This window comes from Pseudomonas sp. P9_2, from assembly GCF_034008255.1.
GTDB lineage: Bacteria > Pseudomonadota > Gammaproteobacteria > Pseudomonadales > Pseudomonadaceae > Aquipseudomonas > Aquipseudomonas synxantha_A.
This window is the reverse complement of sequence record NZ_CP125376.1, coordinates 3,349,406-3,364,254: the sequence shown is the minus strand read 5'-3', so window position 1 is coordinate 3,364,254 and position 14,849 is coordinate 3,349,406. Positions and strand designations below refer to the sequence as shown.

The 14,849-nt window shown below is 58.6% G+C and carries 15 protein-coding genes and 2 pseudogenes; 14 read left to right on the top strand and 3 right to left on the bottom strand.

Annotation, left to right across the window (positions count from 1 at the left end; genetic code table 11):
* The first annotated feature begins 51 nt into the window (after positions 1-51).
* The gene (locus QMK52_RS15060) at positions 52-843 is read left to right on the top strand and encodes a CPBP family intramembrane glutamic endopeptidase (RefSeq protein WP_005790258.1); all 792 of its coding nucleotides are present in this window, start codon (positions 52-54) and stop codon (positions 841-843) included.
* 151 nt (positions 844-994) lie between these two features.
* Positions 995-2,560, top strand: coding sequence for a methyl-accepting chemotaxis protein (locus tag QMK52_RS15055; RefSeq protein WP_005790260.1), 1,566 nt, complete (start codon positions 995-997; stop codon positions 2,558-2,560).
* 306 nt (positions 2,561-2,866) lie between these two features.
* On the opposite strand, the pseudogene QMK52_RS15050 reads toward QMK52_RS15055, so the two are convergent.
* A pseudogene (locus QMK52_RS15050) lies at positions 2,867-2,962 on the bottom strand (alpha/beta hydrolase); the annotation flags it as partial.
* A gap of 140 nt (positions 2,963-3,102) precedes the next feature.
* On the opposite strand from QMK52_RS15050, the gene QMK52_RS15045 reads away from it, so the two are divergent.
* Both QMK52_RS15045 and QMK52_RS15040 read left to right on the top strand, forming a co-directional pair.
* A complete protein-coding gene (locus QMK52_RS15045) occupies positions 3,103-3,924 on the top strand; it encodes a hypothetical protein (RefSeq protein ID WP_194438906.1) in 822 nt (273 codons plus the stop codon).
* Positions 3,925-3,973: 49 nt separating this feature from the next.
* The gene (locus QMK52_RS15040) at positions 3,974-4,426 is read left to right on the top strand and encodes a hypothetical protein (RefSeq protein WP_032803668.1); all 453 of its coding nucleotides are present in this window, start codon (positions 3,974-3,976) and stop codon (positions 4,424-4,426) included.
* A gap of 61 nt (positions 4,427-4,487) precedes the next feature.
* Here QMK52_RS15040 and QMK52_RS15035 read toward each other — a convergent pair whose 3' ends face one another.
* Positions 4,488-5,174 (bottom strand): alpha/beta family hydrolase, encoded by a 687-nt coding sequence (locus tag QMK52_RS15035; RefSeq protein ID WP_194438907.1) that lies wholly within the window; start codon positions 5,172-5,174, stop codon positions 4,488-4,490.
* Between the two features lie 79 nt (positions 5,175-5,253).
* On the opposite strand from QMK52_RS15035, the gene ccoN (QMK52_RS15030) reads away from it, so the two are divergent.
* The 9 genes and pseudogenes from ccoN (QMK52_RS15030) to QMK52_RS14990 form a co-directional block, all read left to right on the top strand.
* Entirely contained in the window at positions 5,254-6,678 is a 1,425-nt protein-coding gene (gene ccoN, locus QMK52_RS15030; RefSeq protein ID WP_005790268.1) for a cytochrome-c oxidase, cbb3-type subunit I, read from the top strand.
* Positions 6,679-6,688: 10 nt separating this feature from the next.
* Positions 6,689-7,297, top strand: coding sequence for a cytochrome-c oxidase, cbb3-type subunit II (ccoO, locus tag QMK52_RS15025; protein WP_003193159.1), 609 nt, complete (start codon positions 6,689-6,691; stop codon positions 7,295-7,297).
* Positions 7,298-7,300: 3 nt separating this feature from the next.
* Positions 7,301-7,501: a CcoQ/FixQ family Cbb3-type cytochrome c oxidase assembly chaperone gene (locus QMK52_RS15020; protein WP_005790270.1), complete on the top strand. Its 201-nt coding sequence runs from the start codon at positions 7,301-7,303 to the stop codon at positions 7,499-7,501.
* Complete coding sequence (gene ccoP / locus QMK52_RS15015; protein ID WP_005790271.1) at positions 7,498-8,445, top strand: cytochrome-c oxidase, cbb3-type subunit III; 948 nt, start codon at positions 7,498-7,500, stop codon at positions 8,443-8,445. The genes QMK52_RS15020 and ccoP (QMK52_RS15015) overlap by 4 nt, the downstream gene beginning before the upstream one ends.
* Before the next feature lie 417 nt (positions 8,446-8,862).
* Positions 8,863-10,305, top strand: coding sequence for a cytochrome-c oxidase, cbb3-type subunit I (ccoN, locus tag QMK52_RS15010; protein ID WP_005790273.1), 1,443 nt, complete (start codon positions 8,863-8,865; stop codon positions 10,303-10,305).
* Positions 10,305-10,913 (top strand): cytochrome-c oxidase, cbb3-type subunit II, encoded by a 609-nt coding sequence (gene ccoO, locus QMK52_RS15005; protein WP_003193167.1) that lies wholly within the window; start codon positions 10,305-10,307, stop codon positions 10,911-10,913. Before ccoN (QMK52_RS15010) ends, ccoO (QMK52_RS15005) begins: the two co-directional genes overlap by 1 nt.
* Before the next feature lie 5 nt (positions 10,914-10,918).
* Entirely contained in the window at positions 10,919-11,104 is a 186-nt protein-coding gene (locus QMK52_RS15000; RefSeq protein ID WP_005790274.1) for a CcoQ/FixQ family Cbb3-type cytochrome c oxidase assembly chaperone, read from the top strand.
* Positions 11,101-12,078, top strand: a complete 978-nt coding sequence (gene ccoP, locus QMK52_RS14995; protein ID WP_005790276.1) for a cytochrome-c oxidase, cbb3-type subunit III — start codon at positions 11,101-11,103, stop codon at positions 12,076-12,078. The genes QMK52_RS15000 and ccoP (QMK52_RS14995) overlap by 4 nt, the downstream gene beginning before the upstream one ends.
* A gap of 65 nt (positions 12,079-12,143) precedes the next feature.
* A pseudogene (locus tag QMK52_RS14990) lies at positions 12,144-12,256 on the top strand (VapC toxin family PIN domain ribonuclease); the annotation flags it as partial.
* A 95-nt stretch (positions 12,257-12,351) separates the two neighbouring features.
* Here the strand turns inward: QMK52_RS14990 and QMK52_RS14985 are convergent.
* A complete protein-coding gene (locus QMK52_RS14985; protein ID WP_005790277.1) occupies positions 12,352-12,849 on the bottom strand; it encodes a hypothetical protein in 498 nt (165 codons plus the stop codon).
* A gap of 569 nt (positions 12,850-13,418) precedes the next feature.
* Here QMK52_RS14985 and ccoG point away from each other — a divergent pair.
* Positions 13,419-14,834 carry a cytochrome c oxidase accessory protein CcoG gene (ccoG, locus tag QMK52_RS14980; RefSeq protein ID WP_005790280.1) on the top strand — a complete coding sequence of 472 codons (1,416 nt, stop codon included), beginning with the start codon at positions 13,419-13,421 and terminating at the stop codon, positions 14,832-14,834.
* Positions 14,835-14,849 lie beyond the last annotated feature (15 nt).

Here is a 14,849-nt window from a genome sequence, read left to right as displayed (position 1 = left end):
CGAACCAGACCACTCGCTATAATGCCGCCCTGTTTTTGTTAAGGATTTCACATGATTGCTCTGCCCTGGCTGTACCTCACACTACTTTGCATTGGCTATGTCACGGCCTTGATCTACGGCCAACTGGGCATACTGGCGGCGGTGTCAGTAGCACTGTTGCTGGTGGCCGGCTACGCCGTACGCCAGCAACGCACTCCTTGGGCACGCTACCTGGGCCACGGCTTGTTTATCGTCCTGGCCCTGGGGCTGGCGATGCACTGGCTGCCGGGTTTCTACAATGGCCGAGGTATTGCGCCCCAGCGTTTCACTCCGGACTCGGTGCCCTTCTCGATGTACCTGAACCAGGACAAACCCCTGATCGGCTTCTGGCTGTTGCTGGCCTGCCCGTGGATTGTGGCGCGACGCTCATTGCGCCTGTCGATCTGCGTCACCACCCTGGCACTGACCCTGACCGCCATCGCTGCCCTGGGTGGCGCGGCCCTGATGGGGATGATCAGTTGGGCCCCCAAATGGCCGGACCAGGCATGGCTGTGGGTGCTCAATAACCTGCTGCTGGTGACGCTGGTGGAGGAAGCGCTGTTTCGTGGCTATGTTCAGGGTGGCCTGAGCCAGCGTTTCAAACACCTGCCCTACGGCGAGAACCTCGCGCTGCTGCTGGCCTCGCTGTTATTCGGCCTGGCGCATTTTGGTGCGGGTTGGCAGTGGGTAATGCTGGCGAGTATTGCCGGGGTCGGTTACGGCCTGGCGTATCGCTTTGGCGGGCTGGGCGCAGCGATTGCCACGCACTTTGGCTTGAATCTGCTGCACTTCGGGCTGTTCACCTACCCGATGCTGGCCGGCTGAGCCTTTCTTACTGTAGGAGCGAGCTGTTGTGGCGAGGGAGCTTGCTCCCTCGCCACAGCCAGCCCACTGCTCCCAGGATTGTTGCAAAAATAAGTTAAATAAATGCCCGCCATGGCCGATACCCCCTGAAAGCCTTGCGGATTGAACAATCATGCGTAATAACCAACCCGTTACCCAGCGCGAACGTACCTTCCCCGCTCAGCAACGGTTGATCTCCACCACAGATGCCAAGGGTGTCATTACCTACTGCAACGACGCGTTTGTCGAAATCAGTGGGTTCACCCGCGACGAACTGATCCGTGCCCCGCACAACCTGGTGCGCCACCCGGATGTGCCCTCGGCCGTGTTCGCGCACATGTGGTCCACGCTCAAACAAGGCTTGCCATGGATGGGCATTGTCAAGAATCGCTGCAAGACCGGTGACCATTACTGGGTTAACGCCTATGTGACTCCGGTGTTCGACGGCAACCAGGTGATCGGCTACGAATCGGTGCGCATCAAGCCCACCGCCGAGCAGATCCGCCGGGCCGAGGCGCTCTATCAACGCATCAACCAGGGCAAGTCGGCCATCCCCCAGCGCGACAAATGGCTGCCGGTGCTACAGGACTGGCTGCCGTTTATCCTGGTCAGCCAACTGAGCTTTATGATCGGCGCCACCCTCACCTCCCAGTGGGGCTTTGCCCTGGCGGCAGCGCTGTCGGTGCCGTTGGGCCTGCTGGGCCTGAGCTGGCAGCAGCGCGGCCTCAAGCGCTTGCTGCGCCTGGCCGAGCAGACCACCTCCGATCCGTTGATCGCGCAGATGTACACCGACAGCCGTGGCGCCCAGGCCCGACTGGAAATGTCGATCCTCAGCCAGGAAGCGCGTCTGAAGACCTGTCTTACACGCTTGCAGGACACCGCCGAACACCTCAACGACCAGGCGGCGCGCTCCAACACCCTGGCGCACAACAGCTCCAGCGGCCTGGAACGCCAGCGCGTGGAGACCGAACAGGTGGCCACTGCGGTCAACCAGATGGCCGCGACCACCCAGGAAGTCGCCAGCCATGTGCAGCGCACCGCCGATGCCACCCAGGAAGCCAACCGCCTGACCGGTCGCGGCCGCGATATCGCCGGGGAAACCCGCGAGGCGATTCAGCGGCTGTCGGTTGCGGTGGGCGAGACGGGTGTGACCGTCACCCAACTGGCCAAGGACAGCGATGAAATCGGCGGCGTGGTCGATGTGATCAAAGGCATCGCCGACCAGACCAACCTGCTGGCGCTCAATGCCGCTATCGAAGCCGCGCGGGCCGGTGAGATGGGCCGTGGATTTGCAGTGGTCGCCGATGAAGTGCGCCAACTGGCACAGCGTACGGCCGAATCCACCGGGCAGATCCATACCCTGATCGCCAAGCTGCAACACACGGCGGCTGCAGCTGTGCAAACCATGGACGCTGGGCATCGCCAGGCTGAAGAGGGTGTAGCGCGGGTGATGGAAGCGGATCAGGCGTTGGTGGGCATCAGTGAGGCGGTGGCCAATATCACCGACATGACCACCCAGATTGCCGCTGCTACCGAAGAGCAAAGCGCCGTGGCCGAGGAGATCAGCCGCAATATCAGCACCATTGCGCTGTTGGCGGATCAGACTTCAGAGCAGGCCATGAACTCGGCGCAGTTGAGTGAAGAGCTGACTCATACGGCGAATACTCAGTACTCGCTGGTGGAGCGTTTTAACCGGTAGACCCGCTATCGGGGCAAGCCCCCGATAGACATAGGTATCTACACAACTTCTGGTATGGCGCTGTACCTGTGGGAGGGGCGGTGCGACGATTCGACTTGCTCCCGATGGCGGCCTCAGGGCCGACCAGGATTTCGGATCCGACCGAGTACATAGCCATTCCTGCGGCAACGGAAGCTATTGGTTCCGCCCTGACGGCGGCTCACTTTGCAAAAGCCGGGATGCCGGCCCAGGCCAAAGTAAGCAAACGCTCTTGCCCCACCACTCGGCACCTCGCTTAGGCTCGGTGTGCCCGTAATCCGCCATGGAACAGGCGCCGAGAAACCCAGCCACTTGCACCGCCGCAGCCTCCAAATGCTGCTCATGACTGAACCCGAACGCCTTCAATGGCTTCAAGTCATGATCCTGAAGCGCATATTATCAACGGCCATATACACTCGAACGACCTATCACCAAACAGTCTATCAAACTGTCATTATTCACAGGTTACCGCCCCCTCTCTGCGCTCTTACTCTACGGCATCACGCCAAAAAGAGTAAAAGCCCATGTCTCAGTCGTCACTGAAACCACTCTCTAGGACAATCGGCCACGTACAATTGAGAGAAAAACAACACGGAACAACCCCACTGAAAGGTTGGGCCATGCCAATACATCAGTCACACGACAATCAATATTGCATGAAGATAACACTTCAGGGTCCAGACACCCGACACTCATTACTATTGAAAAGCCCCTTTCCCCCTCAAACACTCAAGCAAAATCCTGACCGCTTCGAATACATCCACATCCTGCACACAAATAATAATTGCGCGGAGACTGAGGAGCACTTGGGACTGCCAGGCGAATTCAAGATAAACATTGACGAAATGACTGGCCGGACAACGCTAGACTTCGTATGCAGCATCATCGAGAAACAATCAGGATTACGTGAAATCAAAGGCCGCTGCGAGTGGAGTGGAGAAACTACCACATCGCAAATTTCTGCAGTTTTCCGCTGGAAAGAGGGAGACATCCAATATGAATCAGAAGGTTGGCTATTCTACAGTGAGCAGCCCAACGGAGGTGGCGCATGGTATCTAGTCGGCGAAGAGGGACAACCGGACACACATGATTACCGTGATTGGGCAATCATAATTTATAGCAACGATGAAAACGCAACGATCACTGATAAAACCTTTGTGCACCTTGACGGAAAGTCAAACTTTTTCTACTTCCCCTATTTTGGAGGTGGTTACGAAGGTGAATACAACATCACCCTCACATTGACTCAAGATCCTCTGCAATGTAAAGCCGTCTTCCAGCACACAATCAGGGACGTTGTAAGTATGACTCATGGTAATTTTTATACTGCGCCCTCCGAAAACTGAAAACCGATTTAAAAATCAATCCCTCAACTTCTATGAGAAGGACTAGACGATGAACGGAGAATATATTTTCTTCCCTGATGCTGCCAAACGCCAAAACACTGACAATGAATTTAATTGGACAGTGAACGGTTCCCCCGTCGTCATAACTGCGGAACAAACTGTATTTGGCCATTTAACACATGAGAAATTATGGTTATTCATGGGATCAGTAGGACATACCAGTCAAAGAAACTTATTTGCGTTTCAATTTTTCATTCCCTATATAGATGAAAACCCGATAGACACGATCTATGAACTGGGCAGCCTGTTCAAGTATCACCACAGCATCGCGGGCCCTGCTGGGCAACCTGGAATCAGAGTTGTCAGCGCAGTCCGCGCAGAACTTGCCATCAAGCTTAATCCGGCTGAAGGCACCGCCAGCGGCACCTTCAATGCCACTTTCAGCGGCGAGTACAGCGCTCTCCATCCACAGGGAAGCTTCACATTAATCAAGGATCGCTAAGGTGTGCACCTCACAAGAAGTGCTCCCCGGATGCCCCTAGACCACAGAGCGCCGCGAAGCGTCAGCCTAGAAATCCTGACGCTTTGACGGCCGCAGTCTCCAAATGCTGCTCATGACTGAAGCCCGACGCCTTCAACGGCTTCAAATCATGATCCCCCGCCACCAGCCACATCAGCTCGATGTTCGGCGACAAGTCATACCCCTCAACCGCCGCTCGATTGCCTAGCGCATCGCGCTCACCCTGCACAATCAACGTCGGCGTCTTCAACCCGGCCAGATGCTCGACCCGTGGTTTCTCCGGTTTACCCACTGCATAGAAGGGATAACCCAGGCACACCAGCCCGTCAGCACCCAACTCATCGGCCAAAAGACTCGCCATCCGCCCGCCCATGGACTTGCCGCCAACTGCCAGTTTCCCAGCGACATGACGTCGCACCTCGCCATACACCTCACGCCACGCCTCCAGCAGTTTCGGCGCCGGATTCGGCGGGCGCTTGCCGCCATCCACACGGCGCTGGGCCATGTACGGGAACTCGAAGCGCAACACGCTCACGCCATGCCCGGCAAGGCGTGCCGCCATGTCGTTCATGAACGCCGAGTCCATCGGTGCCCCGGCGCCGTGGGCCAGGATCAGCGTGACCGGCTCGCCCGAAGCCGTGCCCGTGGCGACATCCCACAGCCAGCCGCGTTCACGCACACACTGCGCCCATTGATCCCCGTCAATACTGGCCTTGTGCTCTTTGCCCATGCTTGCCTCGCTTTTTAGTCTGCCTATAACTCCAGCCCAAGTGCCGCACTTGCTTGGGTTGAACCGTGGATGGGGAACCATGAACACTACTTTAAGTACCGCCTATAACTACAAGGTGGTCCGCCAATTCGCCATTATGACGGTGGTGTGGGGCATCGTCGGCATGGGGCTCGGGGTTTTTCTCGCCGCCCAATTGGTTTGGCCTGCGCTCAACTTCGATTTACCCTGGACCAGCTTCGGCCGCCTGCGCCCGTTGCACACCAATGCGGTGATTTTCGCCTTCGGTGGCTGCGCGCTGTTCGCCAGCTCCTTCTACTCGGTACAACGTACCTGCCAGACTCAGCTGTTCGCACCAAAAGTGGCTGCGTTCTGCTTCTGGGGCTGGCAGCTGGTAATTTTGCTGGCCGCAATCAGCCTGCCGCTGGGCTACACCAGTTCCAAGGAATACGCCGAGCTGGAATGGCCGATCGATATCCTGATCACCATCGTCTGGGTCGCCTATGCCATCGTGTTCTTCGGCACGATCATGAAGCGCAAGACCAAGCACATCTACGTCGGTAACTGGTTCTTCGGTGCGTTCATCATCACCGTGGCCATCCTGCATATCGTCAATAACCTGGAAATCCCGGTCAGCCTGACCAAGTCCTACTCGCTGTACGGCGGTGCGACGGATGCCATGGTGCAGTGGTGGTATGGGCATAACGCGGTAGGCTTTTTCCTCACCGCAGGCTTCCTGGGGATGATGTACTACTTCGTACCCAAGCAGGCCGAGCGTCCGGTGTATTCCTATCGCTTGTCCATCGTGCACTTCTGGGCGCTGATCACCCTGTACATCTGGGCCGGCCCTCACCACTTGCACTACACCGCCTTGCCGGACTGGGCGCAGTCCCTGGGCATGGTGATGTCACTGGTGCTGCTGGCGCCAAGCTGGGGCGGCATGATCAACGGCATGATGACCCTCTCGGGTGCCTGGCATAAGTTGCGCAGCGACCCGATCCTGCGCTTCCTCGTTGTGTCCCTGGCCTTCTACGGCATGTCGACCTTCGAAGGTCCGATGATGGCGATCAAGACCGTCAACGCTCTCTCCCACTACACCGACTGGACCATCGGCCACGTACACGCCGGGGCGCTGGGCTGGGTGGCGATGATCTCCATCGGCGCGCTGTACCACATGATCCCGAAAGTCTTCGGTCGCGAGCAGATGTACAGCCTCGGCCTGATCAACGCGCACTTCTGGCTGGCCACCATCGGCACCGTGCTCTACATCGCCTCGATGTGGGTCAACGGCATCGCCCAGGGCCTGATGTGGCGTGCGGTCAACGAAGACGGCACCTTGACCTACTCCTTCGTCGAAACCCTGGTGGCCAGCCACCCTGGCTTCATCGTGCGGCTGGTGGGCGGTGCGATCTTCCTCACCGGCATGTTGCTGATGGCTTACAACACGTGGCGCACCGTGCGTTCGGCGCAGCCAGCCGAAATCAGCGCCGCAGCGCAGATGGCCTGAGGAGTCGATGATGAAACACGAAACGATTGAAAAAAACGTCGGCCTGCTGATGCTGCTGATGGTGCTCGCCGTGAGCATCGGCGGCCTGACCCAGATCGTCCCGCTGTTCTTCCAGGACGTGACCAACAAGCCGGTGGAAGGCATGAAGCCCTACACCGCGCTGCAGCTGGAGGGCCGCGACATCTACATCCGCGAAGGCTGCGTGCAGTGCCACTCGCAGATGATCCGCCCGTTCCGCGCCGAGACCGAGCGCTACGGTCACTACTCGGTGGCCGGCGAAAGCGTGTGGGACCATCCGTTCCTGTGGGGCTCCAAGCGCACCGGGCCGGACCTGGCCCGCGTCGGCGCGCGCTACTCGGACGACTGGCACCGCGCGCATTTGTACAACCCGCGCAACGTGGTGCCGGAGTCGAAAATGCCGGCCTATCCGTGGTTGGTCACCGCCGCCGTCGACAGCAGCCACACCGAGACCAAATTGAAAGTGATGCGCACCCTCGGCGTGCCGTACACCGACGACGACATCAACGGCGCGGTCGCCAGCCTCAAGGGCAAGACCGAGATGGACGCGCTGGTTTCCTACCTGCAAGTGCTCGGCACTGCCATCAAGAGCAAGAGGTGAGCCATGGGATTTGAATTCGATGCGGGCACCATCCGCGGCCTCGGCACGCTGGTGGTCGCCATCGCCTTTATCGGCCTGTCGCTGTGGGTGTTCAGCCCACGGCGCAAGTCGGAGTTTGAGGATGCGACCATGCTGCCGTTTGCCGATGAACCCTCCCCAACCGACGCTCAAGCAGAGCCAGCAACAAGGAGCACTCGGCCATGACTACTTTTTGGAGTACATGGATCTGCGTATTGACCCTCGGCAGCCTGATCGGCCTGACCTGGCTGTTGGTCGGCACCCGCAAGGGCGAAACCAAGGGTAGCGTCGACCAGACCATGGGCCATGCCTTCGACGGTATCGAGGAGTACGACAACCCGCTGCCCCAGTGGTGGTTCATGCTGTTCGCCGGCACGCTGGTATTTGCCGTCGGCTACCTGATTCTCTACCCGGGCCTGGGCAACTGGAAAGGCGTGCTGCCGGGCTATGAAGATGGCTGGACCCAGACCAAGGAATGGGACAAGGAAATGGCCAAAGCCGACGCCAGGTTCGGGCCGATCTTCGCCAAGTTCGCGGCGATGCCCGTGGAAGAAGTCGCCAAGGACCCACAAGCGTTGAAGATGGGCGGTCGCCTGTTCGCCTCCAACTGCGCGGTGTGCCACGGCTCGGATGCCAAGGGCGCCTATGGCTTCCCGAACCTGGCAGACAGCAACTGGCGCTGGGGTGGTTCGGCCGAAGCGATCAAGGCTACCATCATGGCCGGTCGCCACGCGGCCATGCCGGCCTGGGGTGAAGTGCTGGGTGAGGACGGGGTGAAAAACGTCGCCGCCTATGTGCGCCACGACCTGGCCAAGCTGCCCTTGCCGGCGGACAACACCGCTGACCTGGCCGCGGGCCAAGCCGCATTCAGCACCACCTGCGTGGCTTGCCACGGCCCACAAGGCCACGGCGTGGAAGCCATGGGCGCGCCGAACCTGACCGAACCAAGCGGGTTTATCTACGGCACCAGCCTGGCGCAGTTGCAGCAGACCATCCGCCATGGTCGCCAGGGCCAGATGCCGGCCCAGGAAGTGCTGCAGGGTAATGACAAGGTGCATCTGCTGGCGGCGTACGTGTATAGCCTGTCCCATAATGCTGATGGTGCAACGCCAGACAGCCAACCGCAGTAAAAGCTCTACCTGTGGCGAGGGAGCTTGCTCCCGCTGGAGTGCGAAGCGCTCCCAAGATCTTGGGGCCGCTGCGAAGCCCAGCGGGAGCAAGCTCCCTCGCCACAGGCATAAGTCGCGACCAAGTGTCGCACCCTCGCGACACCCAACTTTCCCCCCCTCATATTCGGGTCTACGCTTGTTCCCACAGTGGAGCAATTCTGGCGTAGGCGACGGTATCCGTTGCGCCCCCTAAAATTCCTGTCCACTTGATCAGCTTTCTATTTCGGATTTAATCCTTACGCCAAACATGGAAAGGGCGCAGAATCTGGCGTGGAACGCATTGATACAGGTCAGCCATTGCGTTGCAATGGCCCCTCGCTTTCTACATACTTGCGACCGATTTTACCTATAAAAAAACCTAAACCGTGGAACCTTAGAATGAGCACAGCAATCAGTCCGACTGCTTATAACTATAAGGTAGTCCGCCAGTTCGCCATCATGACGGTGGTCTGGGGGATCCTTGGCATGGGGCTCGGGGTGTTCATCGCCTCGCAACTGGTCTGGCCGCAATTGAATTTCGACCTGCCCTGGACGACCTTCGGTCGTTTGCGCCCGCTGCACACCAACCTGGTGATCTTCGCCTTCGGTGGCTGTGCACTGTTTGCCACCTCCTACTACGTGGTGCAACGCACCTGCCAGACGCGATTGATCTCCGATGGCCTGGCCGCGTTCACTTTCTGGGGTTGGCAGGCGGTTATCGTCGGCGCCATCATCAGCCTGCCGCTGGGCTACACCACCACCAAGGAATACGCCGAGCTGGAATGGCCGATCGCGATTCTGCTCGCCATCGTCTGGGTGACCTACGCGGTGGTGTTCTTCGGCACCATCGTCAAGCGCAAGACCAAGCACATCTATGTGGGTAACTGGTTCTACGGTGCGTTTATCCTGGTCACGGCGATGCTGCACATCGTCAACCACGCCTCGTTGCCGGTCAGCCTGTTCAAGTCCTATTCGGCCTACTCGGGCGCGACGGATGCGATGATCCAATGGTGGTACGGCCACAACGCCGTCGGGTTCTTCCTCACCACCGGCTTCCTGGGGATGATGTATTACTTCGTGCCCAAGCAGGCCGAGCGCCCGATCTACTCCTATCGCCTGTCCATCGTGCACTTCTGGGCGCTGATCACCCTGTACATCTGGGCCGGCCCCCACCACCTGCACTACACCGCCTTGCCGGATTGGGCACAGTCCCTGGGCATGGCGATGTCGATCATCCTGCTGGCACCAAGCTGGGGCGGCATGATCAACGGCATGATGACCCTGTCGGGCGCCTGGCATAAGCTGCGCACCGACCCGATCCTGCGCTTTCTGGTGGTGTCGCTGGCGTTCTACGGCATGTCGACCTTTGAAGGGCCGATGATGGCGATCAAGACCGTCAACTCGCTGTCCCACTACACCGACTGGACCATCGGCCACGTACATGCCGGCGCACTGGGCTGGGTAGCGATGATCTCCATCGGCGCGCTGTACCACATGATCCCCAAACTGTTCGGCCGCGCTCAGATGCACAGCGTCGGGCTGATCAATGCGCACTTCTGGCTGGCGACCATCGGCACCGTGCTCTACATCGCTTCGATGTGGGTCAACGGCATCACCCAGGGCCTGATGTGGCGTGCGATCAATGATGACGGCACCCTCACCTACTCCTTCGTCGAAGCGCTGCAAGCCAGCCACCCGGGCTTTATCGTGCGAGCCCTGGGCGGAGCGTTCTTTGCCAGCGGCATGCTGCTGATGGCCTACAACGTCTGGCGCACCGTGCGTGCCTCTGACCCTGTAGAAGCCGAAGCCGCCGCCAAGATCGCCGTTGTGGGAGCCCACTGATGAAGCATGAAGTAGTCGAGAAGAATATCGGCCTGCTGGCCTTCTTCATGGTCATTGCCGTGAGTATCGGCGGCCTGACCCAGATCGTCCCGCTGTTTTTCCAGGACGTGACCAACAAGCCGGTCGAAGGCATGAAGCCGCGCACCGCCCTTGAACTGGAGGGCCGTGACGTCTACATCGCCAACGGTTGCGTGGGCTGTCATTCGCAGATGATTCGCCCGTTCCGCGCCGAAACCGAACGCTACGGCCACTATTCGGTCGCCGGTGAAAGCGTGTGGGACCACCCGTTCCTGTGGGGCTCCAAGCGCACCGGCCCGGACCTGGCCCGTGTGGGCGGGCGTTACTCCGATGACTGGCAGCGTGCGCACTTGTACAACCCGCGCAACGTGGTGCCGGAGTCGAAAATGCCGGCGTACCCGTTCCTCGTGGAAAACAAGCTCGACGGCAAGGACACCGCGAAGAAGATGGAAGTCTTGCGCACCCTGGGCGTGCCCTACACCGACGAAGACATCGCCGGTGCAGCGGCCGCTGTGAAGGGCAAGACCGAAATGGACGCATTGGTGGCCTACCTGCAAGGCCTTGGCACCATCATCAAAAGCAAACGGTGACCTACATGGATATCGGGATGATTCGTGGCCTGGGCACCGTTGTGGTGATGGTGGCCTTTGTCGGCCTGGCGCTGTGGGTGTTCAGCCCGCGGCGCAAGTCGGAGTTTGACGACGCGACCATGCTGCCCTTTGCAGATGATCCCGAAGCCATCAAGCACGTCGAGCAAGCTTCTAGGAGTAACAAAGAATGACTACGTTCTGGAGTCTGTACGTCACAGTCCTCAGTCTGGGTACCATCTTCGCCCTGACCTGGCTGCTGCTGTCGACCCGCAAGGGCCAGCGCACCGAGCAGACGGACGAGACCGTCGGCCACTCGTTCGATGGCATCGAGGAGTACGACAACCCACTGCCCAAATGGTGGTTCATGCTGTTTGTCGGCACCATCGTCTTCGCCCTCGGCTACCTGGTGCTCTACCCCGGCCTGGGTAACTGGAAGGGCCTGCTGCCGGGCTATAACTACCTGGACAACGACAAGCAAACCGCCTTTGCCAACGGCCAGACCGGCTGGACCGGCGTGCACGAATGGGAAAAGGAAATGGCCAGATCGGAAGCCAAGTTCGGGCCGATCTTCGCCAAATTCGCATCGATGCCCATTGAAGAGGTGGCCAAGGACCCGCAAGCCCTGAAGATGGGAGGCCGCCTGTTTGCCTCCAACTGCTCGGTGTGCCACGGCTCCGACGCCAAAGGCGCCTACGGTTTCCCTAACCTGACCGACGCTGACTGGCGCTGGGGCGGCGAGCCAGAGACCATCAAGCAAACCATCATGCAAGGCCGCCACGCAGTAATGCCAGGCTGGGCCGAAGTCATCGGCGAGCAAGGCGTGGCTGACGTAGCAGGCTTTGTGGTGACCAACCTCGATGGCCGCAAACTGCCCGAAGGCGCCAAGGCCGACGTTGCCAACGGCGAGAAACTTTTCGCCGCCAACTGCGTGGCGTGCCACGGCCCGGCCGGTAAAGGCACGCCAGCCATGGGCGCCCCCGACCTGACGCACCCGGGCGCATTCATCTACGGTTCAAGCTTCGCGCAACTGCAGCAGACCATTCGTTACGGCCGTCAAGGCCAGATGCCTGCGCAGGAGTTGCTGCAAGGCAATGACAAAGTGCACTTGCTGGCGGCGTATGTGTACAGCCTGTCCCATGGGGATAAGAAGGCAGAAGAGCAATAAATCCTCGCACACAAAAAAGCCCCGCCCAGCGAAAACTGGCGGGGCTTTTTTGTTTCTGGCTTCCGAGTGACTCGTCGATTGCCGCAACCGCTCTGGTTCATGGCTTACCGTGGTCACACGCAACGTCAGCGACTTCAAGTCCAGCGGCGTTGCGCTGATCAATCCATGGGGCGAATGACCGTCTTGCGAGCAAAAACCGTCCGTACTTCACAAGTCAATTGATCGAGACAACGTACACCAACTGCAACAGATCATTCGCTCTGCTCGCTGAGATTAATACATAACCATCTTATTAAATTCCCGTCGGCGATTACGCAACGGCGCATGAAAATTATCCAGCCGTTCCAAATCAAACTTATCAATACTGCCATCCGATGAGGGAGCACCTACTTTATCAACACCCTGGGCACTACAAAGCTTATTCAAAAGTCCGGGCATTAGAAAAATCATCTTAACCAACTCGACGTTCCTTTCCGACACCTCAGGCTTAAACCCGCAAAGCACTTCAACCAAACTCCCAACCGTAATGCGTCCTGGAGAGCCTGGATCTTCAAACACGTTGAAGTTTTGCAGCAGTCGTTCCACCACCTCGCCCTCTATCACCTTCGAGTCATCAGGCACTCGATTGCCAGCAAAGGATGGTTGAACGGCAAAACTACGCAACGTCATCGCGCTCGCGGGTACAGCATGATCTGAAGTTGGCAGCCCCAAGATAGAGCGCAGATTAAAAACCCCGGAACTTGGAGCAGTAAAAACATTATCACTTATCATCTAACACCTCAAAAAGCAGATAAGACCAGAAAAAAACAAACCACACACCCATTAGTGAATACCACTTACCAAACAGTTCAATCCGCAGAGCAAAAACATGTAAATGCATGTATACATGCTTGGCGACTGGCCATCAGTGGAAACTTCAAGCGGAGCAAATAGTAAGCAACCAATCGCACTTGATGCTTGCCTATATATTTACAATTTATGCCATGGCTATAAAACAGCCGAGCCAGCCTGACACGGCAATATAAAAATATTGCCAAACTTGATCTGCGCTTTTCCGTGACTCACCCTGCTCACGCCACATCAGCGACTTCTGGCCCAGCGGCGCGCCACTGATTGACCCGAGGGACGAATGACCGGCACACCAACCAAAACCGTCCATACTTCACAAGTCAATTGATCCAGGTCACGTACACCATCATTTGATTTCTCCCAACGCGACCAAAGGTCGCACCCTTTGCACAACATCGGGGGCGTATCATTAGGCCACTGCAACACCCCCCATTTGACCCTGGCTGGCACGTACTGGCCGAGGCAAATCTCCACCGCCGTGGGATGCAATGATGAGCAACCAGATACCGGTACATGACGTTACCCCGCCTGCCAAAAACGCGAGCAACAGCGTCGACCTCTACGCCTCGCGAGAGAAAATCTATACCCGTGCCTTCACCGGCCTGTTCCGCAATTTGCGCATGCTCGGTGGCGCCGGCCTGTTCCTGCTTTACTTCGGCACCGTGTGGCTGAACTGGGGCGGCCACCAGGCGGTGTGGTGGAACCTGCCGGAGCGTAAGTTCTTCATTTTTGGCGCCACCTTCTGGCCCCAGGATTTCATCCTGCTCTCGGGCATTCTCATTGTTGCGGCCTTTGGCCTGTTCTTTATCACCGTGTACGCCGGACGGGTGTGGTGCGGCTATACCTGCCCGCAAAGCGTGTGGACGTGGATTTTCATGTGGTGCGAGAAGGTCACCGAAGGCGACCGCAACCAGCGCATCAAGCTGGACAAGGCGCCCATGGGCGCCAACAAGTTCCTGCGCAAGTTCAGCAAACACACGCTGTGGCTGTTGATCGGTTTCGCCACCGGCATGACCTTCGTCGGCTACTTTTCGCCGATCCGCGAGCTGGTGTTCGATTTCTTCACCGGCCAGGCCGACGGCTGGTCGTATTTCTGGGTCGGCTTCTTCACCCTCGCCACCTACGGCAACGCCGGCTGGCTGCGCGAGCAGGTGTGTATCTATATGTGCCCTTACGCGCGCTTCCAGAGCGTAATGTTCGACAAAGACACCCTGATCGTTTCCTATGACCCGCGCCGTGGCGAAGTGCGCGGCCCGCGTAAAAAGGGCGTCGACTACAAGGCCCAGGGCCTGGGCGACTGCATCGATTGCACCATGTGCGTGCAGGTGTGCCCGACCGGCATCGATATCCGCGACGGCCTGCAAATCGAGTGCATCGGCTGCGCCGCCTGTATCGATGCCTGCGATAACATCATGGACAAGATGGACTACCCACGCGGCCTGATCAGCTACACCACCGAGCACAACCTGTCCGGACAGAAGACCCACAAGTTGCGCCCACGGCTGATCGGCTACGCGCTGGTGCTGCTGGCGATGATCGGCTTGCTGGTCGGCGCATTCTTCATGCGCTCGCTGGTGGGTTTCGATGTCAGCAAGGACCGCGTGCTGTACCGGGAAAACGCCGAAGGGCGCATCGAAAACGTCTACAGCCTGAAGATCATGAACAAGGACCAGCACGACCACACCTACGTGCTCGACGCCGCCGGCCTGCCGGACCTCAAGTTGCAGGGGCGACGCGAAATCAAGGTGGCCGCCGGCGATATCGTCAGTATGCCGGTGGAGTTGTCGAGTGCGCCGGAGCAACTGCCGTCGAGCACCAACGAGGTGACGTTCATCCTCAAAGATGCCGATGACACCAGCGTTCATATTGAAGCCAAGAGCCGATTCATCGGCCCACAAGTTCGTTAAACAGGGAACACAAGA